The sequence below is a fragment of the Ferrovibrio terrae genome, assembly GCF_943372915.1.
Classification (GTDB): domain Bacteria; phylum Pseudomonadota; class Alphaproteobacteria; order Ferrovibrionales; family Ferrovibrionaceae; genus Ferrovibrio; species Ferrovibrio terrae_A.
The window spans coordinates 130,697-157,156 of the sequence record NZ_CALSAN010000002.1 but is presented as its reverse complement, the minus strand read 5'-3'; the positions used below and the strand labels follow the sequence as shown (position 1 = coordinate 157,156).

Sequence of the window (26,460 nt, the reverse complement as noted above, 5' to 3'; positions counted from 1 at the left end):
GGCGGCGGTCTCACGCCGCGGCGAAGCCGCGCAGCCGGTCGATGATGCGCTGGCCGATCTGGCCGCCATCGCCGGTGACGCGGTTGCGTGACACCGTATCCAGGGCGGAGGCATAGCCCGCGACCAGCGCAAGGTCGCGCGCGTCCGGCGCCGTGCGGGCGCGCAGGAAGCGGCAGAGCTCGTCGGCAATCTCGGTCACCAGCGGGTAGCCGAAGGTGCTGCCTTGGCCCTTCAGGTTATGCGCCAGCTGGAAAATCCGTTCACAGCAGGCGCGAGCTTCGGAAGGATGGCTGCTGGCAGTGCGCAGTTCAGCCGCGATCATGGTGGCCGCTTCACCCAGGAAGCGTTCGAAGTCGTCGCGCAGGCGGTCGAGGGTGCCGCAGGCATCGGCCAGTTGCCGTTGGGTCGCGGTGGTGTCGTCGCCGTTGGCGGCGCGACGGTCGGGCCCGTCATAGGCGCGCTGGCCGCGTCGACGGTCCGGTCCGCGATAGCCGTCGGTATCGACGAATTCGCGCACATTCAACAGGGCGGTGCGCAGCTTGGCCTCGATCTGCACCGGCGAGAAGGGCTTGAGCATGAAGTCGGTGATCCCGGCATCGCGCGCCGCCTTGACTCGCCACTCTTCGCCATAGGCCGTCATCATGATGATCGGAATCCGGCTGATGCGCTCGTGATCGGCACGCCGCACGCTGTCAACCAGCTCCATGCCGGTCTCGCCGATCATCTCCCAGTCGGTGAAAATCAGATCGATGGTGCTGCCGTGCAAAGCCTTGAGGCCATCCTCGACGCAGGCGCAGGCGATCACCTCGCGCACGCCAAGATCGCGCAGCAGCATGCGGAGCAGGCGGCGTGTGCCGTCATTGTCATCGACGATGAGGACGGTGGCGTTTTTGATTTTCATTCTTGCAGATCCGGATTTGACGTGCAGCGAAGTGCTGGCTGCATTCTATGGCGGGCCATGACCGCGACAAATTCATTTGCGTAGAGAATGGTGATCGTTATCGAAAATTAACGCGGTGCGCCGCGGTTTCTGTCTCATAGTGCGGCCTGACGCGTTCAGCGCCGATCATCCGGGATTGCACCGGGATACTGTTATCATGGTTCTGTTCAATCGCTTCCGCATTCGTCTGTCTGCTGCCGTTCTCGCGTTCGGCATCCTGTTCACGCTCGGCCAGATCGCCGGCGTGGCGTTGCTGCTGGGCTATGGCCGTTTCGAAACCATCGAGAATGCGCGGCACGAACTGGAAGGCCGCTCGGCGCTGATGGCGGCGCATACGCGACAAATCCTTACCGCGGCGAATATTGTTCTGGAATCCGTGGCGGAAGACGCACGGCGGGCGAATGCCCAGACTCCGGAGCAGTTCCGCGCCCTGCTGGCCGGGCGTGACAGTTTCGACCGCCTGGTGCAGCGCGCCCAGGTGGTGCCGCAGGTCGATGTCGCCACCATTGTTGCATTGAATGGCGATGTGCTGAACTTCACCCGCAGCTATCCGCCGCCGCCGATCAATCTGTCCGACCGTGACTATTTCAAGGCGCATTTCGATGGCGCCGGACTGGCGCTCTATGTCTCGGTGCCGGTGAAGAACCGCGGCACCGGCAGCTGGACTTTCTACCTCAGCAAGGCGATCCGCTCGCCACAGGGCGAAATCATCGGCATGGTGCTGACCGGCGTCGAAAGCCGCTTTTTCGTCGATGTTTTCCAGGCTCTGGCCGCCGAGGAGGCGGGTGTCGCCGTGTCACTGTTCCGCGAGGATGGTGTGCTGCTGTCGCGTTCGCCCTGGCGCGAGGATGCCGTTGCGAAATCCTTCGCTCACCAGGCCGCCTTACGTATCCTCGGCTCTGCGCCGAAGGCGCATGCGGCCGTGACCAGCGATTACCGCCTGGCCGAGCCCGGCTCCTCGGTCGAGCGCATCGTCGCGCCCAGCCGCGTCGAGGGCTTCCCCCTGGTAATCAACATGACGCTGCCGACCGGCCCGCTGCTGGCCGAATGGTGGCGGCATTCGCTGACCCTGCTTTGGGTGATTGTGCCGGCAATCCTGCTGTTCCTGCTGCTGACCGTGCTGGCGGCCCGGCTGTTCCGGCAGCGCGAGGAGATGATCGTCGCCCTGACCGAGGCGCGGGAGCGGGCCGAAGTCGCGTCGCGGGCGAAATCGTCCTTTCTGGCCAATATGAGCCACGAGATCCGTACGCCGCTCAATGGCATCCTCGGCATGCTCGATCTGGTACGCCAGCACGATCTCGCTCCGGATGTCAGCCGCTTCGTCGGCAATGCCGATCTTTCGGCGCGCCACCTGCTCACCGTGGTCAACGATATCCTCGACCTCTCCAAGCTGGAGGCCGAGATGATGACGGTGGAGCCGTTGAATTTCTCGGTGCATGACCTGGTGACCCAGGTCATGTCACTGATGAAAGTGCAGGCCGATGCCAATGGCGATGTGCTGGAATGCCAGATCGCCAATAACGTGCCGGAATATCTTTGTGCCGACGAGGCGCGGCTGCGCCAGATCCTGCTCAACCTGGTTTCCAATGCGGTGAAGTTCACGCGCAAGGGGACCATCGGCATCGCCGTCACTGCCGAGCCGCGCGGTGTCGAGACCGAAGGCAAGGCGGCGGAATGGATGCTGCGTGTCGAGGTCTCCGATACCGGGATCGGTATTTCCGAGGCGGCGCGCGCCGCCCTGTTCCAGGATTTCACACAAGCCGACAATTCGATCTCGCGCCGCTTCGGCGGCACCGGTCTCGGCTTGTCGATTTGCCGGCGCCTGGTGCGCTTGCTCGGGGGCGATATCGGCTTCGACAGCGAGGAGGGCCGTGGCGCCCGCTTCTGGCTGACGGTGCCTTGCCTTGCCGGTGAGGCGGTGGAGGCAGCGCTCAGCCAGGTGGAAATCCAGGCGGCCGCGGAGCATCGAGCGCTTCGCATCCTGGTGGCCGAAGACAATCCGATCAATCAGGAACTGATCACCCATATGCTGAAATGGGCCGGGCATCATTGCGATATTGCCGGCAACGGTATCGAGGCTCTCTCGGCCCTGGACCGTGAACCCTACGATCTGGTGCTGATGGATATCCACATGCCTGAAATGGATGGTGTGACAGCGATGCAGCAGGTCCGCGCCATGGCACCACCGCTGTCGCATATTCCCATCATCGTATTAACCGCCAATGCCATGCAGGGCGACCGCGAGAAATATCTGGCAGCCGGGGCCGATGGCTATATTTCAAAGCCGATCGAGGCGACGGTGCTGTTCAGGGCTATCGCCCACGTCATAGGGGAACGGCAGGATGACGCGGAGGTCCCTGTCACCATGCCGGTTACGCCGGAGCAACCGATGTCGTCCAAGGCGCAAGAGGACATGAGCAGCCTGCTCGCGCAGCTCGACCGTCTGGCCGATCCGCGCTAGCGCGGGATTCAGCGCAACCCGTCCTCGCCCTTGATCTCGGTTGCCGCCAGGCCACCCAGCCGGGCATGCGGCCGGCCGCCGGTCGCCATCGCCAGTGCATAGACGATCTCGTCCGGCCGCGGCGCATCGTCGATGCTGAGCCCGATGGTGTTGAAATGCGAGCGCACATAGGCCGCATTCACATGGCCCAGCGGCATCATCAGTCGCGCGCCCACCGCGCCGATCATCTTGCCGGCCGGCACGATCGCCTTGGTATCGCCCAGCACCTGGCGCATACCCCAGCCACCCGAGGGGTGCCACATGGCGCCATGCTCCATCTCGCCATCGGCACCGACAATGGCGCCCTTGCCATAGGCCTCGACCTCGTCGGGTTTGGCATCCAGCGCCTTGAGCAGGCGGCGGGCCACCTCGCGGCCCAGCTCGTTCAGCGCCTCCATGCCGGGCATCAGGTCGGCCTCGTAACGGCCGGCATATGGATTGTTCACCACAACGGCTGCCGTGCCGATGCGCAGGGGCGAGGCGAGGGCGGGGCCGCGTTCGTGCAGCACCTCCTCGACGGAGGTGACATATTTGCGGACGGTCCACATGGCGGGGCGCCTTTCTGTGCGGTCAGGCTTCGTTGACAACCGGGTTACGCAGCAGGCCGATCTTCTCGATCTCCACCTCCACCACGTCGCCATGCTTCATGAAATGCGGCGGCTTGCGGCTCCAGCCCACGCCGGCCGGCGTGCCGGTGACGATCACATCACCGGGCACCAGCTCGAAGATGGTGGAGCAGTAGTTGATGATGGTGGGAATCTTGAAGATCAGGTTGCTGGTATTCGACGACTGCTCGGTCTTGCCGTTCAGCCGCAGTTCCAGTTTCAGATTCTCCGGCTCCGGCACTTCATCGGCGGTCACCATCCAGGGACCGAAGGCACCAGTGCCCTGGAAATTCTTGCCCGCCGCGATCTGCTTGGCGTGGAACTGCCATTCGCGGATGCTGGCGTCGTTGTAGCAGGCATAGCCGGCGATATGTTTCCAGGCGTCGGCCTCCGCGATATGGCGGCCGGCCGTGCCGATGATCAGCGCCATCTCGCCTTCCCAGTCGAGCTGCTCCGACACCTTGGGGCGGATGATCGGCTGGCCATGCGCCACCTGCGAGCGCCAGACCCGCAGGAAGATTGGCGGAAACTCCGACAGCTCGCGATGCATGCCGGCGGCCAGCACCTCCTGGTGATGGTCCATGTAGTTGCGCACCATGCAGACGATCTTTTCCGGGCGCGGGATCACCGGCAGCAGGGCCACTTCATTCAGGGCCAGATCAGCCTTCAGACCGGCGACGATCTTGTCGCGCGCAGCGAAATCGGCACTGCCGATGAAATCGGCCAGTGTCGCATGCTTGCCGGCGAAGTGCTGGCCGAGGTCGACAATCCGGTCGCCTTGTACGGCGCCATAGGATTCGCGACCCTTGGTGGTGAAGGATGCCAGCTTCATACGTTTTCTCCCTGATGAACGCTCGGACTGATATGAAAATTATTCTGCAGGTTCAGCTTCTGCCTGCTGCGCCTTCATGGCATTGGCAATGTTCTGTGCCGTATTTTGCACATGCTCACGCAGGCGTTCGGCGGCCAGAGCCGGATCGCGCGACAGCACGGCATCCATCAGCCGCTTATGCTCGCCGCTTTTGTTATGGGCACGTTTGCGCATGGAGGCAGACAGACGGCGATAGCGCTCGGCCTGATCGAACAGGCTGGCGCACATATTGGCCAGCCGCTTCGAACGGCCACCGGACAACAGCGCCATGTGGAAATCGCGGTGGCGCCGGCTCCATTCCTCGTTCAGCGGCACCTGTTCCTCGTAGATGCGCTTTTCCTCGCGCTCCAGCCGGTAAAAGGCGGCAACGATGCGCGCCTCCCAGTCGTCACCACCCTCGGTGATCGAGGCTTCCACCGCTTCACGCTCCAGCACGATCCGCAGGCCCACCAGGTCATGCAGATCATCCAGCGAGATCGGGGCGACGCGGAAGCCGCGATTGCCTTCCGCCGTCACCAGGTTCTCGGCGGTCAGACGGTTCAGCGCCTCGCGCAGCGGGCTGCTGGAAATGCCGTATTCCTTTTGCAGCAGGTCGATCTTCAGCTTTTCGCCGGGAAGCAATGCGCCGCGCAGGATGGCCTGTCGCAGCAGGGCATGGGCCTTTTCCACCAGGGTGGCTTCGGCCCCCGCAGACGGGGCTTCGGGGCGGGCGGCAGAGGCTGTGGCATCCATGGCTGAATCTGTTTTGTGCATTGTTGTAGACATTATGCATAAAATTGGTCTTAATGCAAACACTACAAGGGTGCCCGCGGAGCGAAATCGCATGCTCCGGAGCGGTAATCCGCAGAAAACGTCTAGGGAGAATCACCATGCGCAGAATCGCAGCGCTCGCCGGAGCCGTCTTCAGTGCCTCAGTCCTTGCCAGCCCGCTGGCCCAGGCTGCCGACTATCCCACCCGCCCGATCACCCTGGTGCATGGCTTTGCCGCCGGCGGCACGGCGGATGTGATTTCCCGCCTGGTGGCCCAGCCGCTGAGCGAGATTCTCAAGCAGCCGGTGATCGTCGAGCAGCGCCCGGGCGCCGGTGGCAACAATGCCTCGCGCTCGGTCGCCAATGCCGCGCCCGATGGCTACACCATCGGCCTGCCCACCGGCGGCCATGCCGTCTCGGCCGGCCTGTACAAGAACCTGCCGTTCCATCCGGTCGACAGCTTCGAGATGATCTCCACCGTGGTCTATTACGCCTTCGCCGTGGCGGTGAAGCCGGATTTCCCCGCCAATGACATGAAAGGTCTGCTGGCCTATGCCAAAGCCAATCCAGGCAAGCTGGATTACGGTTCGGCCGGCATCGGCTCGACCCATCATCTGACCGGTGAACTGCTTGGCTCGGTGGCCGGCATCCAATGGAACCATGTGCCCTATCGTGGCGAGGCGGCGGCCTTCACCGGCCTGCTCAGCGGCGATCTGCCAATCATCATCGCCACCACGGTGACGGTGCAGCCGCAGCTGACCGCGGGCAAGCTGAAGGCGCTGGCGGTCAGTTCACCCACGCGTTTCCGTGGCATGCCGAATGTGCCGACCGTCGCCGAAAGCGCCCTGCCGGGCTTTGACGTGCGCACCTGGGCCGGGCTCTTTGCGCCCAAGGGCACGCCGAAGGAGATCATCGCGCAACTGAATTCCGCCGTGCAGCAGGCGCTGGCCCGCCCCGAGGTGAAATCCAAGATCGAGGAAATCGTCGGCGGCGACGTGCAGGGCAGCACGCCCGAGGCGATGCGGACCATGGTGGCATCGGAAGCCGCGCGCTGGACCGATGTGATCAAGAAGGCAAATATCCCGCAGCAGGAATGATGGTGTGAAGACAGTCCTGATTCACAAGACCGGTGGGCCCGAGGTTCTCGAGCCCACCGATATTGCCATGCCGGTGCCGGGCCCCGGCGAGGTTCTGGTGCATGCCGCGGCCATCGGCGTCGGCTGGCCAGATGTGTTGATCCGCACCGGTGTCTATAAATGGATGCCGCCGCTGCCGACCAGTCCGGGCAGCGACATGAGCGGCCGGATCGCCGCACTCGGTGCCGGGGTAAACAACTGGACCGTCGGCCAGAAGGTGCTGATCACCGCGCGCGAGCTGAAACAGCGCGGCGGCTGCTATACCGAGGCGCTGGTGGTGCCGGCGGCAGCGCCATTTCCGCTGCCGGAGGATGTCGATCTCGAGGCTGCGGCCTGCCTGCCGAATTACCAGGTGGCCTGGGCGATGCTGCGCGATGTGCTGCAGGGCCGCAAACTGCGCAGCGTGTTCATCGCCGGGGCTGCTGGCGGTGTCGGCTCGGCTGCCGTGCAGCTGGCGCGCCACCTCAATCTCAAAGTGATCGGCAGCGTCAGTTCGGCGGCGAAGGAACGCTTTGCCCGCGAGCAGGGTGCCGATCATCTGATCGACTACAGGCGGGAAAACCTGCTGGCCCGTGTCCTGGAGCTGACCGATGGCCGCGGCGTCGATCTGGTGCTCGACCATATTGGCGGTCCAGGGCTGAACGATTGCCTGAAGATGCTGGCGCCGTCTGGCACGCTGGTGTCCTACAATGCCATCGCCGGGCTGCCTTCGAGCGACATTTTCGGCGAGATGCGGGCGCTGCTGACCAGGAGCCTGACACTGCGCTGCTTCTCCATGCATGTGCTGGATGCCGATCCGGACCTGCGCCGCCAGATCATGACCGAGGTGATCGACCTGCTCGCCAGCGGCGCAATCCGGCCGGTGGTCAGTGCGCGCCTGCCGCTGGCGCAGGCCGCCGATGCCCATCGCATGATCGAGCGTGGCGACGCGCTCGGCAAAATCCTGCTTGTACCGTAAGATTTGAGGACTGACATGGTCGAACCGATCATCCGCATCAAGGACATTGCCTGGATCCGCCTGCGTTCACCCGATCTCGACCTGCAGGAAGAGTATCTCACCACTTTCGGCCTGCATCGGGTCGAACGCACGGCCACGGCGCTCTACATGCGGGGCACCGATCCGGTGCATCACATCCATATCACCGAGAAGGGCGACCCGGCCGTGCTGCGCATCGGCTTCTGGGCGAATTCACTCGATGACCTGCACAAGCTGTCAAAGGAAGGCGCCGGCGCCTCGGCGGTGGAATCGCTGGACGAACCCGGCGGCGGCAAGCGGGTGCGGATCAAGGAACATAACGGCATGGAGCTGGAGGTGGTGTGGGGCGTCGAGGGCGCCGCGCCGCTGCCGGTCGAAACCCATACCCTGAATGCCGGCTACGACAAGCTGGCCCGGCCCGGCGCGCTGCTGCGCGTCGGTCACCGGCCCTCGCAGGTCAAGCGCATCGGCCATGCCGTGATCAGCACGCCCGAGATCGAGAAATCGGTGGCCTGGGCCCAGCGCCATCTCGGCATCGTCGCCTCCGACGATGTGCATGCCGAAGATGATCCGTCCATGCTGCTGGCCAGTTTCAACCGCGTCGATGCCGGCGAGACCTATGTCGATCATCATGTGATGATGTTCGGCCGCCATGCCAGTGTCGGCCTCAATCACATTTCCTTCGAAGTGCAGGATATCGACGATCTCGCCACCGGCCATGACACCCTGATGCAGAAATACCCCGACCTGCATCTCTGGGGGCTGGGCCGCCATACGCTGGGTGCGCAGATCTTCGATTACTGGCGCGACCCCTGGGGCCGCGTGCATGAGCACTGGACCGATACCGATGTGCTCAACAGCAGCCATGAATACCGCCGGCACCCGAAAAGCACCGGCCTGCATTCGCAATGGGGGCCGCAGGCGCCGCAGGCTTTCCGCGATGCGGCGAGTCGATAACGCCTGCATTTGATTCCGGCGGTTTTCCACCGCCGGGATGGAACCAGGGCCAAGCTGCGCCGTTTCATGGGCTCACACCAGTTGGGGTAGCCCTTTGACACTTCCGCAAGCTTTATCGTTCGGCCTCATCGCCGGCATCGTCGCGCTGTTCATCTGGAACCGCTTTCGCTTTGACCTGGTCGCCCTGTTCGGTCTGCTGGTCGCTGTCGCCATCGGCGTGGTGCCGGTGGAGAAAGCCTTTGACGGTTTCAGTGACCAGGTGGTGGTGATCGTCGCCTCCGCGCTGGTGATCAGTGCCGGCGTCGGCAAGTCCACCGTGATTGCCCGCCTGGTGCGCAAGGCAGAACCGTTCCTCACCTCCACCACGCGGCAAGTGGCGGCACTCACCTTTACCACCATGGTGCTGTCGGCCTTCATGAAGAATATCGGCGCGCTGGCTATCCTGCTGCCGATTGCAATCCAGATGGCGCGGCGCAGCCAAACCTCGGTGTCCAAGCTGCTGATGCCGATGGCCTTTGCTTCGCTGATCGGTGGCCTGGTCACACTGGTCGGCACTTCGCCGAATATCCTGGTCGCCCGCGTACGCGCCGAGCTGAGCGGCGCACCGTTCGAGATGTTTGACTTCGCACCGGTCGGTATCGGTATTGCCGTCTGCGGCTTTCTGTTCCTGACCTTTGGCTGGCGTTTGCTGCCCTCTAACCGCACGCCGCCCACCTCGGCCGATCAGGCCTTCGCGACCGATCCGTATCTGACCGAGGTGCGCATCGGCGAGAAGTCGATGCTGCTGGAGAAGACCGTCGGCGACCTGGAGGCGCTGGGTGAGGGTGATGTCGAGGTGGTGGCTATCGTGCGCGAGAACAAGCGCCGCTACACGCCAGCCTGGCATTGGAAGTTATTCGCCAACGATATTCTGGTGCTGCGCAGCGACCCGCATGCGCTGAACAAGCTGATCGAGGAAGCCAAGCTCGATTTGCATGCGGCCAAGAAGGCCGAAGCCGAGGCCGAAGCGGGGGGCAGCGTGCCGCCGAAGGACGTGTCAGTGGTCGAGGCCGTGGTGACGGCCGACTCGCCGATGGTGAATGCGTCTGCCCGCAGCCTGCGCCTGCGCGAACATGAAGGCTTGAGTCTGCTGGCGATCAGCCGCTCGGGGGAACCGCTGAACAAGCGTCTGAGCCAGATCCGCTTCCAGACCGGCGATGTGCTGGTGCTGCAGGGGCCGAGCGAAACCCTGGCGGATTCCCTGCGCAACCTCGGCTGTCTGCCGCTGGTCGATCGCGCCATCGGCCTTGGCCGCAAGCGTCAGGAATACCTGCCGCTGGCCCTGCTGGCGCTGGCCATGATCCTGGTGGCGTTCAAGCTGGTGCCGGTGACGGTGGCCTTCTTCGGCGCCGCCGTGCTGATGGTGGCGCTCGGGGTGCTGACGCTAAAGGAAGCCTACGAGGCCATCGATATCCCGATCATCATGCTGCTGGCCTGCCTGATCCCGGTCAGCGATGCGATCAGCAGCACCGGTGGCGCCGAACTGATCGCCGGCGGCCTGGCCGTGGCTGCCGGTGCCCTGCCGCCAGTGGGCGCGATCACACTGGTCATGGGCACGGCCATGCTGCTGACCCCCTTCCTGAACAATGCCGCCACGGTATTGATCATGGCTCCGATCGGCGCCAGCCTTGCGCAGAAGCTTGGCCTCAATCCCGATCCTTTCCTGATGGCGGTGGCCCTGGGTGCAGCCTGTGACTTCCTCACTCCCATCGGCCATCAGTGCAACACCCTGGTGATGGGGCCGGGCGGGTATCGCTTTGGCGACTATGCGCGGCTCGGTTTGCCCCTGTCATGTCTGGTGCTGCTGGTCGGCACGCTGCTGGTTCCGCTGGTCTGGCCGCTGCAGCCTTAGTCACGTTTGAATACATTGTAATGCAGCCTTCCGTCTGTGGCGGCCTGTCCCCGGATTTTTAACCAGGCCGGATGTATGTCTGATGCGCGCTGGCCAGCTGATTTGCCAGGGGCGCGGCGCGATCCTCATCGAACAGAAGGAAGCGCTGCCATGTCAGCCACATCCGTGGATTCCTACATCCAGACCATCGTCGCCGCACTGGAACAGGGCGGTTTCAGCATCTTCATCGAGCCCGATATGGGTGACTGGGTTCGTTTCATTGCTGCTGCGCCGAAGAATGCCGGCGTCAATCCAACCTTCGATCCGCGCCATCATGCCTTGTCGCCTGCCGATGGATCCTACTGGTTGCGCGTGATGCATGACGACCGGCCGGCAGCCTGCATTGCCTTCCGCCGCTTCTTTGCGCCCGATGGCTGGATTGCATTGCTAAAGTCCAATCGCATCTGGTCGGAATACCTCACGCCGCTGGCACCGCCGCGTATCGTGCATCCGCTTGCGCAGGATTACCGCGGCGAGATCGGCCATCACGGCGGCCTCTGGGTGCACCCCGATCATCGCGGTCGCCATCTGCCCTATTATCTGACGCATCTGGTGCGGGCCCGCTCCGTGGCTAGCTTTGCTGTCGACCATCATTGCGGCATTGTTTTCGAGGGCCTGAAGCAGTCTGGCCTGCCGGTGCGGATGGATGGCTACGAATACGAACGCGTCGATCCTTCGCTGGAAGGATTCCTACAGCCGGTCGGGCGCACCAGCCGCATGTTCACCACGCATATCTCGCGTGCCGGCATGCTGGGACAGATTGCAACGGGGATTCAGGCCTTCGGCACCGAAAAGGTCCGCAAGGCAGCCTGACGATCAGTGCAGGTCGGACAGACGACGCAGATGCAGGATTGGTTCGACCAGGGTGACGATGGCGGCTACCGCGCCATTCGGTTCGGCGGGGAAGGGGAACATCGCGCGATGATAGACGCGCTCGGTCATTGAGACCGTGAAGAAGCATGGCTCCGCGCGCTGTTTCACCAGGGGATAGGTGTGCATGGCGACGAGCAGGGCAAGCGGCGAGGAGATCTCTCGCATCCTCTGGCCCTCGCAGCGCTCGCCGTCCATGGCGAAGCTGTGCGGGATATAGCTCAGCATCATGAAGTCGTTGGGATCGCTGTCCACGCAATCAACCATATGGGCCGGATCGGGGTCGAACAGCGTGCGGCAGTTGTTCAGGAATCGCGTCGCTCCCTGCCGGGATTGCTCGCTCTGCCGGAACAGCGACAGTGCCATGCCGGTTTTGGGGTTGGTACGCGCCACATGCCGGATTTCATTGGTGTAGATTTCCACCGTGGCATTCGGGCTGGCTGAGAGCACCAGTTTCTGGCTTGGGGTCAGCATGCTGCCCCCGCAGTCTGGCCGGGACGGGCCGGTCGGCGGAGGTGTGAAACTTGCGGCATGGTACGCAGGAGTTGCATACCCGCAGCTTGTCTTTATCGCCCACCGGCTGCAATCCGCAGATCCCTTAAAAGCCGGTAAGGTATTCATTTGGCTATGTCTTCCTGTCGCCAGCCAGGGTGAATAGCCTGGTAATCCGCGTCCCCGCGGAATCGTGGTTTCCCGGCCGGTTACCGGGTCGCCAAGGCGTGTTCCGGCCGGGCATGCGCGGTAGCATCGGCCCGGACAGTCAACGAGGAGGTATCGATGAAGGGCGTGATCGCCTGTGCGGCTTACGGCAATGGCAGGCGGCTGGCCGATGTGCCTTTCGAGGCCTGTGGAACGGCACTGCCGTCAGAGGCTGATTTCATCTGGATCGGATTGCATGAGCCCGAACCGCGCGCCCTGCAAATCCTGCAGCAGCAATTCGGCCTGCATCCGCTGGCGGTGGAGGATGCCGAGCGCGCGCACCAGCGGCCCAAGCTGGATATCTATGGCGACAGCCTGTTCGTGGTGCTGCGCACAGTTCGGCTGGTCGAGGGCGAGCCGGAATATGGCGAGACGCATATTTTTGTCGGCAAGGGCTATGTGATTTCGGTCCGGCATGGCGCGTCGTCATCCTATGCGGAGGTCCGGACCAGGCTGGAAAGCCGGCCCGACATGCTGAAACTGGGCGAGGCGGCGGCGCTGCATGCGATCATGGATTTCGTGACCGATAATTTCTTCCCGGTCATCGATGATGTTCAGGCCGAATTGACCGAAATCGAAACCCATGTGCTGGATGAAACGTTCGACCGAAAAACTATCGAACGGCTGTATCACCTGCGTCGCCAGCTGCTGGGTATGCGCGGCACCGTGCTGCCGCTGCTGGAGGTCTGTAACCGCCTCAACCGACTGGATCAGTCGCTGATGCCGGCAGAAATCCGGCCCTATTTCGCCGACGTGCATGACCATGTGCAGCGGGTCGCCGAGGCGATCACCGATCTGCGCGATGCGGCGGCGGCGGCCTTCGAGGCGGAAATCCTGCTGGCCAATACGCGGCAGAATGATGTCGTGCGGCAACTGGCGGCCTGGGCCGCGATCCTGGCGGTCCCGACCGCCGTTGCCGGCATCTACGGCATGAATTTCGACCATATGCCGGAACTGCACTGGATCTATGGCTATCCACTGGTGCTGGCAGGGATCGCCGGTCTCTGCAGCCTGCTGTATTGGCGCTTCCGCCGCAGCGGCTGGCTGTGAACCGGCCATTGGCAGCCGGAAAATCGAGTTATATCCTGCACTTCCATTGAATGCCGGGGAGGGCTCCATGGCCGAGGCGCAAACCGACCAGAGCGGAACAGAAACTGCCGGGCGCCCACAGCAGCGGAATCCGCATCGCTGGCGGTTTTTCCGCGCCGGCGGTTTCGACCAGCTGCGGCTCGAAACCGGCGAAGACCTCAGGCATCTCTCCCAGCTCGACCAGAAGCTCTGGCTGGCACTCAGCTGCCCGACCAAGGGCATTGATTTCGACCGTCGCACGCTCGAACTGATCGATGCCGACAAGGACGGCCGCATCCGCGCGCCGGAATTGCTGGCCGCCGTGAACTGGACCTGCCGCATGGTGCGCGACGCCGATGCGCTATTCGCCGGCCATGGCGAACTGCCGCTCAGCCTGATCAATGACCGCCATGAGGAAGGCGCGCGCATTCTTGCCTCGGCCAGGCGCATCCTGACCAATATCGGCAAAGCCGATCTCGCAGCGATCAGCCCGGCCGAAGCTGCCGATGTCAGCCGCATCTTCGGCAAGACGCAGCTGAACGGCGATGGCATCGTGCCGCCATCGGCAGCCGGAACGGATACTGAAACGGCCGCTGTGATGGCGGAGATCATGAAGCTGGTGGGCCAGAAGCCCGATCGCGGCGGCGAGGCCGGTCTCGGCCAGGAAGAAGCCGACACCTTTTTTGCTGCGCTGGATGCCTATCTTGCCTGGTGGGACGAAGCGCTCGCCAAACCGGAAATCCTGCCGCTGGGCGAAGGCACACTGCCAGCGGTCGAGGCGGCACAGAAGCTGTCGGCCAAGCTGGATGACTATTTCTTCCGCTGCCGGCTAGCCGCCTTCGATCCGGTGGCCGGTGTCGCGCTCAATGCCGATGACAAGGATTTCGCCGCGATTGCCGATACCGACCTGTCGGCTGGTGCGGCGGCGGTCTCGGCGTTTCCGCTGGCGCGCGTCGCGGCCGAGCGCCCATTGCCGCTTGGCCAGGGCATCACAATGGGGGGAGTCAATCCGGCCTGGTCCACGGAAGTGGCGCGGCTGCGCGATGCTGCCGTGACGCCGTTGCTGGGCGGTGGTCGCGATGCGTTGAGCGAGGCCGACTGGCGTGACATGCAGGCGCGACTGGCGCCGGCAATGGACTGGCTCAAGCGCAAGGCTGGCGCTCTGGTCGAGCCATTGGGCATCACCCGCCTGCGTGCGATCAGGCAGAACAATGTGCAGCAGAAGATCAATGCCCTGATTGCCGCCGATACGGCGCTGGCGCCGGAATTCGAGGCCATCGCCTCGGTCGAGACGCTGGCGCGCTATGTGCGCGATCTGGTGCCACTGCTCAACAATTTCGTCGCCTTCAAGGATTTCTACACCCGGCGCGGCCGGGCGATCTTCCAGGTCGGCACCCTGTATATCGATGGCCGCTCCTGCGATCTTTGCATCGCCGTGGACGATCCGGCCAAGCATGCCACATTGGCATCGCTCAGCCGCATCTATCTGCTGTATTGCGAGTGCACGCGACGGGGCCCGGATGGCAAGCCGACTGGCGAGAAGCTGGTGATTGCCGCCGCCGTTACCGCCGGCGATGCCGACCAGCTGATGGTCGGCCGCAATGGCGTGTTTTATGATCATGACGGCAATGACTGGGATGCGGTGATCATCAAGATCGTCAGTCACCCGATCTCGATCGGTGAAGCATTCTGGCTGCCGTTCAAGAAGGTCGGAAAATTTGCCGGCGATCAGATCGAGAAGTTTGCCACCGCACGGTCCAAGGCAAGCGAACAGCAGATGACGACGCAGCTGCTGCAGACCGGCACCCAGGCGATAGCCGGGCAGCCCGCCCCGCCAACACCTGCTGCCCAGCAGCAGGCTTTCGATGCCGGCAAGTTCGCCGGTATCTTTGCCGCCATCGGCCTGGCGATCGGTGCCATCGGCACCGCGCTCGCCTCCGTCGTTACCGGTTTTCTCAATCTGGCCTGGTGGCAGATTCCGCTCGCCATCATCGGTGCGGTGCTGATCGTCTCGGGTCCGTCGATGATCATCGCGGCGATGAAGCTTCGCCAGCGCAATCTCGGCCCGCTGCTGGATGCCAATGGCTGGGCGGTGAATGCGCGCGCGCTGATCAACATTCCTTTCGGTGGCAGCCTCACGCATCTGGCCAAACTGCCGCCTGGTGCGGAGCGGGCGCTGACCGACCCCTATGCCGAGAAGCCGCAGCCCTGGGGCCTGTATCTGCTGCTTGGCGTGCTGGCCGGGATCGCCATCGCTGGCTGGCGCTATGGCTGGTGGGCCAGGCTGTTCAACGGGGGCTGACCCGTTAAGAGTCGATTAGGGCGGCTTGGTTAACCAAGGCGGGGCAAGACTCTGGGCCGGGAGGCGGCTAAGATATTGCCCAGAGACAGGCTATGACCCTTAACCCGCGCTTCTTCAATCCCATCGGCACGCTGCGCCATGCCGATCGTCTGGGTTTCCTGACCCAGGATGTCCGTGCTGCGGGCACCGTACTCGGATTCTTCGGTGCCGCTGCGGCGCTGGGTGCGCGGCCCGATGAGCTGGCCCTGCTGGTCTGCCGCCGCCATAGCCCGGCCGACCTGCATCGCCAGTTCGTTCTGGTGTTCCACAAGGATCCGGGGTTCGCCGATCATCTCGGCCGCCTCTATCGCGCCCATAACCGCCCGCTCGGTTTCGAGGCGCAGCGCCGCTGGTGTGCAATCCCTGAGCCATCCTTCCTGGCCGACGAAACCTTTGCATTGCTGGCTGCGCGTTTCCCCACCCTGCTGCTGATCGAGGAAGAGCATGACGGTCGCGCTCACATCGCCGTCTATGCTTCGGCAGGTTTCAAGGAGCATCCGAAGCTGAAGCTTGCACCGCTGGCGACGCGGCCGGCTGCCAAGGTGATGGCACTGCCGCGCCGTGCACCGGCCCCGCAACCGATCCTGCGGCCGCAGCCCCGCCCTGCCGCCATGGCGGCAGCGCCGCTGGCATCCAGTGTGCCGCTGCGGCCCCGCAAGCTGAAAAGCACGGTGGCGCTGAATGAAAAGGTCGAACGTCAGGTGGTGAACGAGTTCCGCCGCCTGATCAAGACGGTGGCGCTTTATACCTAAGGTGTCAGCGGCCCTGTGCACATGTAGGTGCCGTCCTGGTAGACCAGCGGTGCCACATCGGGGCGACATACCGCATGAGTCACCCGGCTGATGCACACCGAATGCGTGCCATAGGCATGCAGCGCCTCGACCTCGCAAAAGATATTCGCCTGGGCATCGGCCAGATAGGGCACGCCCTCAGCATTGCTCAGCCAGTCGCCCTCGGTGAAGCGGATCTCGCCCTCCAGCGCGCCGGCAAACACTTCTGAGAGGCGTTGCTGGCTGCAATGCAGCAGGTTGATGCAGAGCCGGCGGCCAAGGCCGAGCTGGGCATGCAGTGCGGCCGAGCGGTTGACGCAGGCCAGCACGGCCGGTGGATCGGCCGAGACCGAGGTGACGGCCGTGGCCGTCATGCCGTGGCGCGCGCCGTTCTCCGCCGTGGTGGAAATGACGGTCACGGTGGCAGCCATGCGTCGCATGGCGGCCCGGAAGGTGGTGTTGAGGCTGTTGTCCATCCCCTTCATTTAGCGGAGGGGAAGCGCAGCTTCAATTCTGCCGCCACGGTTTCGGCCAGGCTGTGCCAGTCGCCGGCGGCGGGCTGACGCAGCAGGCGGGCGGTCGGATACCACGGCGTGGTCTCGCCATTGCGGGTCCAGTACCAGTGCGGCGAAATGCCGTGATGTAGCAGCACCAGCGTGGGTTTGCCCAATGCCGCCGCCATATGCGCGGTGGTATTGCTAGTCGAGATCACCATGTCCATGGCCGCCACCTGGGCGGCAAAGGCATCCAGATCCTTCATCTGGTTGATGGCCGGATCGGCGATCACATCCACGTCATGGGCTTTTTTCAGGGCCGCGCGGTCTTCTGCGCGGTCGCCGTATTGCAGGTCGACAAAGCGCAGGCCGGGCAGGGTGAGGAAGGCGGCCAGGTCGGTCAGCAGGGCCGATTTCGGCGCCCCCAGCTTCGGGCTCGCACTGTGCCAGGCAATGCCGATCAATGGCGCATCGCTGCCAGCCCGATACTGCGTGCGCAGGGCCGCGGTGCGGGCGATATCGGCGCGGATCGGCAAGGCGCCAGTACAGTCGGCCGGCGACTGGCGGAAGACACGGGCGAGATCGAACAGGGTGGCCTGCATCGCCAGATCGGGCGCACTGAAGCGTGGATGCGGCGGGTTGGCGCGGCCATAGGCTTCGATGCCGGGGAAGCTGCGCTCCAGGATCGGGATCATGCGCGGGTCGCATTCCACGATCGGCGTGATGCCGCGCGCCAGCAGTTCGGGCAGCAGGCTCCACAGCACCAGCGATTCACCCACGCCCTGTTCGGTGAACAGCAGCAGATTTTGCCCCGGTGCCAGCGCCTCGCCCTTCCAGAAGGGCTGGGTGAAGGGACGCTTGTCGACATCGGTGTCAGCCAGGCTCCAGCGCGCCTCGAAATGCGGCCAGGCCTCGCGATAGCGGCCATCAACCATCAGCGACACGGCATAGCGGTTATGCGCCTCGCCATAGCCCGGCCGTTCGTTCCAGCCGCGCTCATACCACTGCCGCGCACTGTCCAGATCATTGCGCAGCCGTGCGATGTCACCAAGCAGCAGGCAGACTTCGGCGGTATCACCGGGTGGTTTGTATTTGGCGACCAGGCTTGCCTTGTAAGCGGTTTCGGCGCCGGCCATGTCCTGCAGCCCGGTCAGCGCCAGGCCGAGATTGCGATGGATCATACCCATGTCGGGGCTGAGCCTGGCCGCTTTCTTCAGCACTTCGGCTGCGCCGGCAAAGTCCTGCCGGTCGATCAGCACGGCACCCAGGTTGCTCATCGCATCGGCATAGTCAGGCTTCAGCTTCAGCGCAGCGCGATATTCTGTGGCGGCCTCCTCGCCGCGGCCGAGCTGGCGCAGCAGATTGCCGCGGTTGCTGTGCGCTTCGGCATATTTGGGATTGAGCCGGATCGCCTCGTCCAGACTGGCCATCGCCAGATCGGTCTGGCCCTGCAGGCGCAGCAGTTCGCCCAGATTGTTGTGATACAGCGGCTGGCCCGGATTGAGCGTGATCGCCATGCGCAGCAGGCTGAGCGCTTCGTCGCTGCGGCCGGCGGCATGGGCCTGCAGGGCCTGGTCGTTGAACTTGTTGGCCTCGCGCTGCACCTCGGCCGAGGGAGCGGCGATGGTGAGCGGAATCGCCGCTGCTGCCGGGGACTGGGCCGCAGCCCCGCCCGCCGCCGGTTTCCCGGCCATCTTTTCCTGTGCCCGCCGCTGCTTCCGATTCACGCCACTGCCCTCGATTCGACCCCAATATTAACCATTGCGCCCCAACCCCTTAAGACCCGGTTTAACCGGCTTGACTTCCAGCGATCCGAAATCATCTTGCAATCAAGACCAAATTGGTCTTATTTGCCGCCGTCCAATCGGACCGAACTGGTCCGGATTGCTAATTGCGAAGGATTTGCAACATGTTGCGCCTGAGCCGCCTGGCCGATTACGGCGTCATGGTCATGGCCTATGCCGCTGCCGAGCCGGCTGGCGTGCATAATGCCGCCGATGCCGCTGCCGCCACCGGTCTGCCTGGCCCCACGGTGGCCAAGATCATGGCCAAGCTGGCCAGGCACGGCCTGCTGGTATCCCATCGCGGCGCCCATGGCGGCTACCGCCTGGCTGCAGCGCCGGAGCAGATCACGGTGGCCTCGATCATCACGGCGCTGGATGGCCCGATCGCGCTAACCCAGTGTTCGGACCATCACCAGCCCAGCGCCTGCGACCGTGAAAACCTCTGTGTCTCGCGGCGTGGCATCAACCGCATCAACACGGCGATCCGCAGCGCGCTGGAAGGCGTGACTTTGGCCGAGCTGTCGCGGCCCGCCTTTGATTTCCTCGGCCCCCTGCCGCCGCGCGCCGATGCGCCGGCGCCCAACGCTTAAACCCGGAGCCACTGCCCCATGGCTGCCAATGCCCAAACCATCGAAACCGTCGAAGGCCTGGCCGGCGACTACAAGTATGGTTTCGTCACCGACATCGAATCCGAGCTGCTGCCCAAGGGCCTGAGCGAAGACACCGTCCGCTTCATCTCGGCCAAGAAGGGCGAGCCGCAGTGGATGCTGGACTGGCGCCTGCGGGCCTATAAGGCCTGGCTGCGCATGGCCAAGGAAAAGGGCGAGCCGGGCTGGGCCAAGGTCAGCTACCCGGAAATCGATTTCCAGGACATCCATTACTATTCTGCACCGAAGAAAAAACTGCAGAGCATGGATGAGGTCGATCCGGAGTTGCTGGCAACCTACGAGAAGCTTGGCATCCCGCTGAAGGAACGCGAGATCCTCGCCGGCGTAGCGGTGGATGCCGTGTTCGATAGTGTCTCGGTTGCCACCACCTTCAAGGACAAGCTGAAGGATATGGGCATCATCTTCTGCTCGATGTCGGAAGCGGTGCGCGAGCATCCCGAACTGGTGCAGAAGTATCTGGGCTCGGTCGTGCCGGTCACCGACAACTTCTATGCCACGCTGAATTCCGCCGTCTTCTCCGATGGCTCCTTTGTCTATGTGCCGCCCGGCGTGCGCTGTCCGATGGAGCTTTCCACCTATTTCCGCATCAACGAGGCCAAGACCGGCCAGTTCGAGCGCACGCTGCTGATCTGCGACAAGGGCGCCTACGTCTCGTATCTGGAAGGCTGCACCGCGCCGATGCGCGACGACAACCAGCTGCATGCCGCCGTGGTCGAACTGGTCTGCATGGAAGATGCCGAAATCCGCTATGCGACGGTGCAGAACTGGTATCCGGGCGACAAGAACGGCAAGGGCGGCATCTACAATTTCGTCACCAAGCGCGGCGCCTGCCGCGGCGCGCGGTCGAAGATCAGCTGGACCCAGGTGGAAACCGGCTCGGCGATCACCTGGAAATATCCGTCGGTGATCCTGCAGGGCGATGACAGCGTCGGCGAGTTCTACTCGGTCGCAGTCGCCAACAATGCCCAGCAGGCCGATACCGGCACCAAGATGATCCATATGGGCAAGAACACCAAGTCCACGATCATTTCCAAGGGTATCTCGGCCGGCAAGGCACAGAACACCTATCGCGGCCTGGTGCGGGTGATGCCGGGTGCGGCTGGCGCGCGCAACTATTCGCAATGCGACAGCCTGCTGATCGGCGACCGCTGCGGCGGCCATACCGTGCCCTATATCGAAGTGAAGAACCGCTCGGCCAAGGTCGAGCATGAAGCCACCACCTCGCGCATCTCCGACGACCAGCTGTTCTACTGCCGCCAGCGCGGTCTGTCGGAGGAAGACGCGGTATCCACCATCGTCAACGGTTTCTGCAAGGAAGTGCTGCAGAAGCTGCCGATGGAATTCGCGGTCGAAGCCCAGAAGCTGCTCGGTGTCAGCCTCGAAGGCTCGGTCGGTTAAGGTTTAAGGATTGCCCCATGCTTGAGATCAAGAACCTGCACGCCACCGTTGATGGCAAGGATATCCTCCGCGGCATCAACCTGACCATCAATCCCGGCGAAGTCCATGCCATCATGGGCCCGAATGGCTCTGGCAAATCGACGCTGTCCTATGTGCTGGCCGGCCGCGACGGTTATGAGGTCACCAAGGGCGACATCCTGTTCCACGGCCGCAGCCTGCTCGGCCTGGAGCCGGAAGAGCGCGCCCGCGACGGCCTGTTCCTCGCTTTCCAGTACCCCGTCGAGATTCCCGGCGTCGCCAATGCCACCTTCCTGCGGTCGGCGGTCAATGCCGTGCGCAAGCACAAGGGCCTGGCCGACATGGACGCCATGACCTTCCTGAAGACTGCCAAGGCGAAGATGAAGCAGCTGCAGATGGACGAGAAGTTCCTGCAGCGCGCCGTCAACATGGGCTTTTCGGGCGGCGAGAAGAAGCGCAACGAGGTGTTCCAGATTCTGATGCTGGAACCCACGCTGGCCATTCTGGACGAAACCGATTCCGGCCTGGATATCGATGCACTGAAGATCGTGGCCGAAGGCGTCAATGCGCTGCGCAGCCCGGAGCGTTCGGCCCTGGTCATCACGCATTACCAGCGCCTGCTGGATTACATCGTGCCCGATGTGGTGCATGTGCTGTCCAAGGGGCGCATCATCAAGACCGGCGGCAAGGAGCTGGCCCTCGAACTCGAGGCCAAGGGCTATGCCGATGTCATTGCTGCCGATGCGGCCTGAGGTCTGAGCGATGTCCGCCTTGCCCTTTGTCGAACAGCTCGCCGTTGCCTATCGCGCCGCGGCCGGCGGCCTGCCCGGTGCAAAAACCCCGGCCGTGGCTGCGCGTCGCGATGCCGCGCTGGAGGCTTTCCGGCGTCTTGGTCTGCCGAACCACAAGCTGGAAAGCTGGAAATTCACCGGCCTGAATGCGCTGGAGCGCCAGAACTGGTCGCTGCCGGCCAATGACGGTGGTGTCGATGCCGCCCGCCTGAAGGCCGCCGCCCTGACCGCCGATAGCCACCGGCTGGTTTTCATCAATGGCCGTTTCGATGCGGCTGTCTCGAAGATCGGCGACCTGCCGCAAGGTGTGATGCTGCTGCCGCTCAGCCAGGCCGGCGACGCGGTGCAGGACGCACTGGTTGCGGCTGGTAATGATCGCGCGATCTCTCTCAGCGAGCTGAATGCGGCCCTGGCCAGCGACGGCGTGGTGCTGCTGCTGGCCGATGGCGTGCAGCTGGATCGCCCGGTCGAGATTCTGAACTTCGGTACGCCGGCACTGGTCAACCTGCGCCACCTGATCCGGCTGGGCCGCAACGCGCAGGCGACAGTGGTGGAAAGCTACCGCGATGGTGGCGTGGCGCAGCCAGGCTGGAGCAATGTGTTTGCCCATGTTGCCGTGGGCGAGGGTGCCAGGCTGACCCATATCCGGCTGCAGGGCGAGAATCCTGCGGCCTATCATGCCGCGTTGGGCCGGGTTTCGATTGGCGCCGGCGCGCATTATGCCCATGTGTCGGTACAGGCTGGCGCGGCGCTGGCCCGCCATGAACTGCATGTCGCTTTTGCCGGCGGCAATGCCACGGCCGATATCCAGGGGCTGGTGCTGGCGCGCGGCAAGGCGCATCTCGATCACACGCTGTTCCTGCATCATGCGGTGCCCGAATGCCGCAGCAACCAGCTGTTCAAGCATGTGGTGGATGATGAAGGGCATGCGGTGTTTCAGGGCGGCATCCGGGTCGCGCCCCATGCGCAGAAGACCGATGCGCAACAACTCAGCCGCACCCTGCTGCTGGCCGATCGCGCCCAGATCGACACCAAGCCGGAGCTGGAAATCCTCGCCGACGATGTGAAGTGCAGCCATGGTGCGTCCATCGGCGATGTCGATGCGCAGCAGATGTTCTATATGCAGACGCGCGGCATTCCCGCCCATGAAGCACGCCGCCTGTTGCTCAGCGGCTTTGCCCATGAAGTGGTATCGGCCGTGCCCGAAGGCGCGCTGCGCGACCATGTCGAGAGCTTTGTCGAAGCCTGGCTGGCCGAAAAGGGAGTTGCTGCATGAGCGCGCTTCCGAAGACCAAGCAGACGGGTTTCGATATTGAGCGTATCCGCGCCGATTTCCCGATCCTGTCGGAAAAGGTCTATGGCAAGCCGCTGGTTTTCCTGGACAGCGGCGCCAGCGCGCAGAAGCCACGTGCCGTCATTGATGCGATGACGCAGATGTATGAGCATACCTACGCCAATGTGCATCGCGGCATCTATGCCTTGAGCCAGCAGGCGACGGATGCCTATGAGAAGGCACGCGAGAAGATCGCGCATTTTATCGGCACCCGGGATGTTCGCGAGATTGTCTTCACCCGCAACGCCACCGAGGCGATCAACCTGGTGGCCCACAGCTGGGGCTGGAAGAATCTGAAGGCCGGCGATGAGGTGTTGATCACCCATCTGGAGCATCACGCCAATATCGTGCCCTGGCAGATTCTGGGCGAGCGGTATGGTGTCGTGCTGAAAGTGGCGCCGATCAATGATCGCGGCGAGCTGATCTTGGACGAGTTCGTCAAGCTGATTGGCCCGAAGACGAAACTGATCGCGCTGGCCCATGTCTCCAACACGCTGGGCACCATCCTGCCGGTGGCCGATGTGATCCGCATCGCCCATGAGAAGGGCGTCAAGGTGCTGATCGACGGCAGCCAGGCCGTGCAGCATATGCCGGTGGATGTGAAGGCACTGGATGCCGACTTCTACGTCTTCACCGGACACAAGCTCTATGGCCCCACCGGCATCGGCGTGCTCTATGCCAAGGCGGAGATCCTGGAAGGCATGCCGCCCTGGCAGGGCGGCGGCGACATGATCCTGTCGGTCAGTTTCGAGAAGACCGAATACAACGACATTCCGCACCGCTTCGAGGCCGGCACGCCGGCCTTCGTCGAAGCCGTGGGCCTGGGGGCTGCCATCGACTATGTGCAGTCCATCGGGCTGGAGGCGATTGCAGCGCATGAGGCGGACCTGACGGCCTATGCGATGGAAAAGCTGTCGGCGATCAACTCGCTGCGCATCATCGGCACGGCCGCGCACAAGGCCGGGGTGATCTCTTTTGTGCTGGAAGGCATTCACCCGCACGATATCGGCACTATCCTGGACCGTGAGGGTATCGCGGTGCGGGTTGGCCAGCATTGCGCCCATCCGCTGATGGAACGCTTTGGCGTGCCGGCCACGGTGCGGGCCAGTTTCGGGATGTACAACACGCGGGCCGAGATCGATGCGCTTTGCGCCGGTCTGCGGCGGGTCAGGGAGATTTTCGGCTGATGTCGTCGTCAGATACGGAAAACAAGGCGGAAGTGGGCCAGAATCAGGCGGCCGGGACCCCCGATGAGCTGCGCGAGCAGGTGATCGAGGCAATCAAGACCGTTTTCGACCCTGAAATACCGGTTAACATTTACGAATTGGGCCTTATATACAGTGTCGAGGTGAACGAGGCGCGGGATGTCCAGATCGACATGACGCTGACCTCGCCGAACTGTCCGGCCGCCCAGTCGATGCCTGCCGAGGTGGAGCAGAAGACCCGCTCCCTGGCCGGAGTCGGCGAGGTGACTGTCGATGTGGTATGGGATCCGCCGTGGGGCCCGGAACATATGTCCGAGGCGGCCCGGCTTGAACTGGGTGTGATGTGATGTCGACGACCGAAACCACGACAGCAACGGCCCGGCCGGCCTTCAAGCCGGTCACGCTGACCGATGCCGCGGCGGAACGCGTGCGCACGCTGATCGCGCAGTCAGACAAGCCGGTGCTTGGCCTGCGCATCGCCATCAAGACCAAGGGCTGTTCGGGCTTCTCCTACGACATCCAGTATGCCACCGAGAAGGAAAAGTTCGACGAGGTGGTGGAGGACAAGGGCGTCACCGTCCTGATCGAAGCCAAGGCGCAGATGTACATCTTCGGCACCGAGATCGACTGGGAGGAAGACAAGCTGCAGTCCGGCTTCGTGTTCCGCAATCCCAATGAAAAGGGCCGCTGCGGCTGCGGCGAAAGCTTCCACGTTTAAGCGGGATTTGCCATTAGAGGGCGCGATGCCTCACTTGAGGCCGTCGCGCCGGCGGTAAATCGTGTAGCGATCCAGATCGAGCGCGCGGTCGTAGTCCTCGAAGCGCTTGGCAAACAGCGGATTGCGCGAGAAATAATCCAGATAATTGAAGGCCTCGCCCTGGCAGCGTGGAATGCCGGGCACATTGTCGACGATCAGCAGCGACGGTTTCTTCTTGTAGAAATCCTCGGCCACGCTGCGGAAGACGAATTCCTCGGCCCGGCTCATCGTGTCCGGCGAATTATAGAGCGGCGCGAATTCCTGGCAGCCGGAATAGGCGCCCTGCAGCAGCCACATGCTCTCGAACCGCATCGTCATCTTCATGTTGAGATAGTTCAGCAGCGGGAACATCGGATAGATGCCGGGCGATAGCACCAGCATCCTGTCGTTGCGCGCCTCCTGTTTCACCACATGCATCAGTCGCTGCAGGTCTGATCCCTTGTATTCCAGCTGCTTGAAGAACGGCCGGCTGTGCAGGCCTTCCTGATAGAACACCAGCAGCATCAGGGCTGCGGCAAACAGCTTGGCCGGGCGGGTGTCGCGGCGCTTGGGCCAGACCACGTGGTCCATGACATGAGCGATGATCACGCCTACCAGCAGCAGGGTGAAGGCCTGGGCCGGCAGGGCATGGTAGGGCCAGCCCTTGCCCTGGGCATAGGCTGAGACCAGACCGCCGACACCGGCCAGGAAGATGATCCGGGCCATATGCGAGCGCACCGCCACAAAGGCGGTGATGCCGAGCAGCGGCAGGATGAAGGTGGGCGGGCCGAGATTGGCGCTGATCGCCAGGTCAACCATGCTCCACTGGCTGACTTCGCTGTAGAAGGCGCGGGCCAGCGGCAGGGCGATGGTGAAGTATTCCGGCGTGACAATGATGGCAAACAGCCCATGGGCGACGCAGATGGCAAAAACCGCCCAGGGCGAGGGGTCGGCCAGGCTGCGGCGCAGGGTCAGCTGGCTCGCGACATACAATTCGACGAACAGCGGGATACCGAGGAAATACGGCTTCATCGCAAAGCCGATGCCGGCCATGATGCCAGTGGCGATCTTCAGCCGTGTCGACAGTTGCTCGCCATCGGCTCGCCCGCTGGCCACCAGAAGATAGGGCATCGCCAGCACCAGCATCATGTGCTCGCGCTGGGCAAACATGTTGTTGGGATAGACGATCAGAAGGAACAGCAGCAGCAGCGGCAGCAGGGCGTCGGCGGTGGCATGGGCCGGGTCCAGGCTGGCGGCCAGCACCTTGCGACAGGTGATGAACGAGCCGGCAATACCCAGACCGAGCAGGGCGACCAGAATGGTGGTGCCCTGGATGCCGGTCAGCTTGGCGATCGCCTCGGGCAGCAGGTGGACAACGAAGACCAGCGGGGTGTTGATATCGATGGCATCGACATACAGCCGGCTGCCCGCCAGCCAGGCCTTGGAAATGTAAAGCAGGACCGCGGTATCGTGATTGATCGGGGGGAAGAAATAGCCCACCAGCCAGAGGGTACAGACCGCCAGCACCAGGCCGTGCAGCAGGCGCGGCCAGTCCCATCCGCGGCGCAGCGCGGCATCTTGAGGGCTGAGGGTCTTGTTCATCTCGGTTGTTGGCAATCT

Annotated in this window: 24 protein-coding genes; 16 read left to right on the top strand and 8 right to left on the bottom strand. The window is 63.5% G+C overall.

Going from position 1 to position 26,460, the window contains the following annotated elements; genetic code table 11:
• Positions 1 to 10: 10 nt before the first annotated feature.
• Complete coding sequence (locus AAG821_RS02240) at positions 11 to 901, bottom strand: response regulator (protein WP_341913686.1); 891 nt, start codon at positions 899 to 901, stop codon at positions 11 to 13.
• 196 nt (positions 902 to 1,097) lie between these two features.
• Here AAG821_RS02240 and AAG821_RS02235 point away from each other — a divergent pair, with 196 nt between their 5' ends.
• Positions 1,098 to 3,401 (top strand): ATP-binding protein, encoded by a 2,304-nt coding sequence (locus tag AAG821_RS02235; protein WP_341913685.1) that lies wholly within the window; start codon positions 1,098 to 1,100, stop codon positions 3,399 to 3,401.
• A gap of 8 nt (positions 3,402 to 3,409) precedes the next feature.
• On the opposite strand, the gene AAG821_RS02230 is transcribed toward AAG821_RS02235, so the two are convergent.
• Genes AAG821_RS02230 through AAG821_RS02220 form a run of 3 tightly spaced genes read right to left on the bottom strand, consistent with a single transcriptional unit; the run spans position 3,410 to position 5,648 of the window.
• Positions 3,410 to 3,988 (bottom strand): amino acid synthesis family protein, encoded by a 579-nt coding sequence (locus AAG821_RS02230; protein WP_341913683.1) that lies wholly within the window; start codon positions 3,986 to 3,988, stop codon positions 3,410 to 3,412.
• Positions 3,989 to 4,010: 22 nt separating this feature from the next.
• The gene (locus tag AAG821_RS02225) at positions 4,011 to 4,877 is read right to left on the bottom strand and encodes a fumarylacetoacetate hydrolase family protein (protein ID WP_341913682.1); all 867 of its coding nucleotides are present in this window, start codon (positions 4,875 to 4,877) and stop codon (positions 4,011 to 4,013) included.
• 39 nt (positions 4,878 to 4,916) lie between these two features.
• Positions 4,917 to 5,648, bottom strand: coding sequence for an FCD domain-containing protein (locus AAG821_RS02220; RefSeq protein ID WP_341913680.1), 732 nt, complete (start codon positions 5,646 to 5,648; stop codon positions 4,917 to 4,919).
• Positions 5,649 to 5,785: 137 nt separating this feature from the next.
• On the opposite strand from AAG821_RS02220, the gene AAG821_RS02215 reads away from it, so the two are divergent.
• From AAG821_RS02215 to AAG821_RS02195, 5 genes are all read left to right on the top strand, one after another.
• Positions 5,786 to 6,763, top strand: coding sequence for a tripartite tricarboxylate transporter substrate binding protein (locus AAG821_RS02215; protein WP_341913679.1), 978 nt, complete (start codon positions 5,786 to 5,788; stop codon positions 6,761 to 6,763).
• Between the two features lie 4 nt (positions 6,764 to 6,767).
• Positions 6,768 to 7,760, top strand: coding sequence for a zinc-dependent alcohol dehydrogenase family protein (locus tag AAG821_RS02210; RefSeq protein ID WP_341913678.1), 993 nt, complete (start codon positions 6,768 to 6,770; stop codon positions 7,758 to 7,760).
• 15 nt (positions 7,761 to 7,775) lie between these two features.
• Positions 7,776 to 8,735, top strand: coding sequence for a hypothetical protein (locus AAG821_RS02205; RefSeq protein ID WP_341913677.1), 960 nt, complete (start codon positions 7,776 to 7,778; stop codon positions 8,733 to 8,735).
• 94 nt (positions 8,736 to 8,829) lie between these two features.
• Positions 8,830 to 10,626 (top strand): SLC13 family permease, encoded by a 1,797-nt coding sequence (locus tag AAG821_RS02200; protein WP_341913676.1) that lies wholly within the window; start codon positions 8,830 to 8,832, stop codon positions 10,624 to 10,626.
• 150 nt (positions 10,627 to 10,776) lie between these two features.
• Positions 10,777 to 11,478, top strand: coding sequence for a hypothetical protein (locus tag AAG821_RS02195; protein WP_341913674.1), 702 nt, complete (start codon positions 10,777 to 10,779; stop codon positions 11,476 to 11,478).
• 3 nt (positions 11,479 to 11,481) lie between these two features.
• Here the strand turns inward: AAG821_RS02195 and AAG821_RS02190 are convergent, their stop codons facing one another.
• A complete protein-coding gene (locus AAG821_RS02190) occupies positions 11,482 to 12,009 on the bottom strand; it encodes a hypothetical protein (protein ID WP_341913672.1) in 528 nt (175 codons plus the stop codon).
• Positions 12,010 to 12,312: 303 nt separating this feature from the next.
• On the opposite strand from AAG821_RS02190, the gene corA reads away from it, so the two are divergent.
• From corA to AAG821_RS02175, 3 genes are all read left to right on the top strand, one after another.
• Entirely contained in the window at positions 12,313 to 13,284 is a 972-nt protein-coding gene (gene corA / locus AAG821_RS02185; RefSeq protein ID WP_341913670.1) for a magnesium/cobalt transporter CorA, read from the top strand.
• A 67-nt stretch (positions 13,285 to 13,351) separates the two neighbouring features.
• Positions 13,352 to 15,604, top strand: coding sequence for a hypothetical protein (locus AAG821_RS02180; protein WP_341913668.1), 2,253 nt, complete (start codon positions 13,352 to 13,354; stop codon positions 15,602 to 15,604).
• Between the two features lie 92 nt (positions 15,605 to 15,696).
• The gene (locus AAG821_RS02175; RefSeq protein WP_341916204.1) at positions 15,697 to 16,395 is read left to right on the top strand and encodes a hypothetical protein; all 699 of its coding nucleotides are present in this window, start codon (positions 15,697 to 15,699) and stop codon (positions 16,393 to 16,395) included.
• Here AAG821_RS02175 and AAG821_RS02170 read toward each other — a convergent pair.
• Both AAG821_RS02170 and AAG821_RS02165 read right to left on the bottom strand, forming a co-directional pair.
• Positions 16,392 to 16,889 carry a flavin reductase family protein gene (locus tag AAG821_RS02170; protein ID WP_341913664.1) on the bottom strand — a complete coding sequence of 166 codons (498 nt, stop codon included), beginning with the start codon at positions 16,887 to 16,889 and terminating at the stop codon, positions 16,392 to 16,394. The genes AAG821_RS02175 and AAG821_RS02170 overlap by 4 nt on opposite strands.
• Positions 16,890 to 16,894: 5 nt before the next feature.
• The gene (locus tag AAG821_RS02165) at positions 16,895 to 18,601 is read right to left on the bottom strand and encodes a tetratricopeptide repeat protein (RefSeq protein WP_341913662.1); all 1,707 of its coding nucleotides are present in this window, start codon (positions 18,599 to 18,601) and stop codon (positions 16,895 to 16,897) included.
• 215 nt (positions 18,602 to 18,816) lie between these two features.
• Here AAG821_RS02165 and AAG821_RS02160 point away from each other — a divergent pair, with 215 nt between their 5' ends.
• Genes AAG821_RS02160 through AAG821_RS02130 form a run of 7 tightly spaced genes read left to right on the top strand, consistent with a single transcriptional unit; the run spans position 18,817 to position 24,822 of the window.
• Positions 18,817 to 19,281 carry an SUF system Fe-S cluster assembly regulator gene (locus tag AAG821_RS02160; RefSeq protein ID WP_341913660.1) on the top strand — a complete coding sequence of 155 codons (465 nt, stop codon included), beginning with the start codon at positions 18,817 to 18,819 and terminating at the stop codon, positions 19,279 to 19,281.
• Between the two features lie 18 nt (positions 19,282 to 19,299).
• On the top strand, positions 19,300 to 20,757 hold the full coding sequence (gene sufB, locus AAG821_RS02155) for a Fe-S cluster assembly protein SufB (RefSeq protein ID WP_341913659.1): 1,458 nt from the start codon (positions 19,300 to 19,302) through the stop codon (positions 20,755 to 20,757).
• Positions 20,758 to 20,774: 17 nt separating this feature from the next.
• Positions 20,775 to 21,527, top strand: a complete 753-nt coding sequence (gene sufC, locus AAG821_RS02150) for a Fe-S cluster assembly ATPase SufC (RefSeq protein WP_341913656.1) — start codon at positions 20,775 to 20,777, stop codon at positions 21,525 to 21,527.
• A gap of 10 nt (positions 21,528 to 21,537) precedes the next feature.
• Positions 21,538 to 22,842 carry a Fe-S cluster assembly protein SufD gene (gene sufD / locus AAG821_RS02145; protein ID WP_341913654.1) on the top strand — a complete coding sequence of 435 codons (1,305 nt, stop codon included), beginning with the start codon at positions 21,538 to 21,540 and terminating at the stop codon, positions 22,840 to 22,842.
• Positions 22,839 to 24,086, top strand: coding sequence for a cysteine desulfurase (locus AAG821_RS02140; protein WP_341913652.1), 1,248 nt, complete (start codon positions 22,839 to 22,841; stop codon positions 24,084 to 24,086). Before sufD ends, AAG821_RS02140 begins: the two co-directional genes overlap by 4 nt.
• Complete coding sequence (locus AAG821_RS02135; protein ID WP_341913650.1) at positions 24,086 to 24,451, top strand: SUF system Fe-S cluster assembly protein; 366 nt, start codon at positions 24,086 to 24,088, stop codon at positions 24,449 to 24,451. Before AAG821_RS02140 ends, AAG821_RS02135 begins: the two co-directional genes overlap by 1 nt.
• Complete coding sequence (locus tag AAG821_RS02130; RefSeq protein ID WP_341896735.1) at positions 24,451 to 24,822, top strand: iron-sulfur cluster assembly accessory protein; 372 nt, start codon at positions 24,451 to 24,453, stop codon at positions 24,820 to 24,822. Before AAG821_RS02135 ends, AAG821_RS02130 begins: the two co-directional genes overlap by 1 nt.
• A gap of 30 nt (positions 24,823 to 24,852) precedes the next feature.
• Here AAG821_RS02130 and AAG821_RS02125 read toward each other — a convergent pair whose 3' ends face one another.
• Positions 24,853 to 26,442: a hypothetical protein gene (locus AAG821_RS02125; protein ID WP_341913648.1), complete on the bottom strand. Its 1,590-nt coding sequence runs from the start codon at positions 26,440 to 26,442 to the stop codon at positions 24,853 to 24,855.
• Positions 26,443 to 26,460: the final 18 nt, after the last annotated feature.

What these genes read in the sequence shown, in the direction of transcription:
- AAG821_RS02180 (WP_341913668.1), top strand. Translation starts at nt 13,352, where the DNA reads ATGGCCGAGGCGCAAACCGACCAGAGCGGAACAGAAACTGCCGGGCGC.
- AAG821_RS02205 (WP_341913677.1), top strand. Translation starts at nt 7,776, where the DNA reads ATGGTCGAACCGATCATCCGCATCAAGGACATTGCCTGGATCCGCCTG.
- AAG821_RS02125 (WP_341913648.1), bottom strand. Translation starts at nt 26,442, where the DNA reads ATGAACAAGACCCTCAGCCCTCAAGATGCCGCGCTGCGCCGCGGATGG.
- AAG821_RS02160 (WP_341913660.1), top strand. Translation starts at nt 18,817, where the DNA reads ATGTTGCGCCTGAGCCGCCTGGCCGATTACGGCGTCATGGTCATGGCC.
- AAG821_RS02220 (WP_341913680.1), bottom strand. Translation starts at nt 5,648, where the DNA reads ATGGATGCCACAGCCTCTGCCGCCCGCCCCGAAGCCCCGTCTGCGGGG.
- AAG821_RS02215 (WP_341913679.1), top strand. Translation starts at nt 5,786, where the DNA reads ATGCGCAGAATCGCAGCGCTCGCCGGAGCCGTCTTCAGTGCCTCAGTC.
- AAG821_RS02235 (WP_341913685.1), top strand. Translation starts at nt 1,098, where the DNA reads ATGGTTCTGTTCAATCGCTTCCGCATTCGTCTGTCTGCTGCCGTTCTC.
- AAG821_RS02130 (WP_341896735.1), top strand. Translation starts at nt 24,451, where the DNA reads ATGTCGACGACCGAAACCACGACAGCAACGGCCCGGCCGGCCTTCAAG.
- sufB (WP_341913659.1), top strand. Translation starts at nt 19,300, where the DNA reads ATGGCTGCCAATGCCCAAACCATCGAAACCGTCGAAGGCCTGGCCGGC.
- corA (WP_341913670.1), top strand. Translation starts at nt 12,313, where the DNA reads ATGAAGGGCGTGATCGCCTGTGCGGCTTACGGCAATGGCAGGCGGCTG.
- AAG821_RS02240 (WP_341913686.1), bottom strand. Translation starts at nt 901, where the DNA reads ATGAAAATCAAAAACGCCACCGTCCTCATCGTCGATGACAATGACGGC.
- AAG821_RS02140 (WP_341913652.1), top strand. Translation starts at nt 22,839, where the DNA reads ATGAGCGCGCTTCCGAAGACCAAGCAGACGGGTTTCGATATTGAGCGT.
- AAG821_RS02170 (WP_341913664.1), bottom strand. Translation starts at nt 16,889, where the DNA reads ATGGACAACAGCCTCAACACCACCTTCCGGGCCGCCATGCGACGCATG.
- AAG821_RS02230 (WP_341913683.1), bottom strand. Translation starts at nt 3,988, where the DNA reads ATGTGGACCGTCCGCAAATATGTCACCTCCGTCGAGGAGGTGCTGCAC.
- AAG821_RS02190 (WP_341913672.1), bottom strand. Translation starts at nt 12,009, where the DNA reads ATGCTGACCCCAAGCCAGAAACTGGTGCTCTCAGCCAGCCCGAATGCC.
- AAG821_RS02195 (WP_341913674.1), top strand. Translation starts at nt 10,777, where the DNA reads ATGTCAGCCACATCCGTGGATTCCTACATCCAGACCATCGTCGCCGCA.
- AAG821_RS02165 (WP_341913662.1), bottom strand. Translation starts at nt 18,601, where the DNA reads ATGGCCGGGAAACCGGCGGCGGGCGGGGCTGCGGCCCAGTCCCCGGCA.
- sufD (WP_341913654.1), top strand. Translation starts at nt 21,538, where the DNA reads ATGTCCGCCTTGCCCTTTGTCGAACAGCTCGCCGTTGCCTATCGCGCC.
- AAG821_RS02175 (WP_341916204.1), top strand. Translation starts at nt 15,697, where the DNA reads ATGACCCTTAACCCGCGCTTCTTCAATCCCATCGGCACGCTGCGCCAT.
- sufC (WP_341913656.1), top strand. Translation starts at nt 20,775, where the DNA reads ATGCTTGAGATCAAGAACCTGCACGCCACCGTTGATGGCAAGGATATC.
- AAG821_RS02225 (WP_341913682.1), bottom strand. Translation starts at nt 4,877, where the DNA reads ATGAAGCTGGCATCCTTCACCACCAAGGGTCGCGAATCCTATGGCGCC.
- AAG821_RS02135 (WP_341913650.1), top strand. Translation starts at nt 24,086, where the DNA reads ATGTCGTCGTCAGATACGGAAAACAAGGCGGAAGTGGGCCAGAATCAG.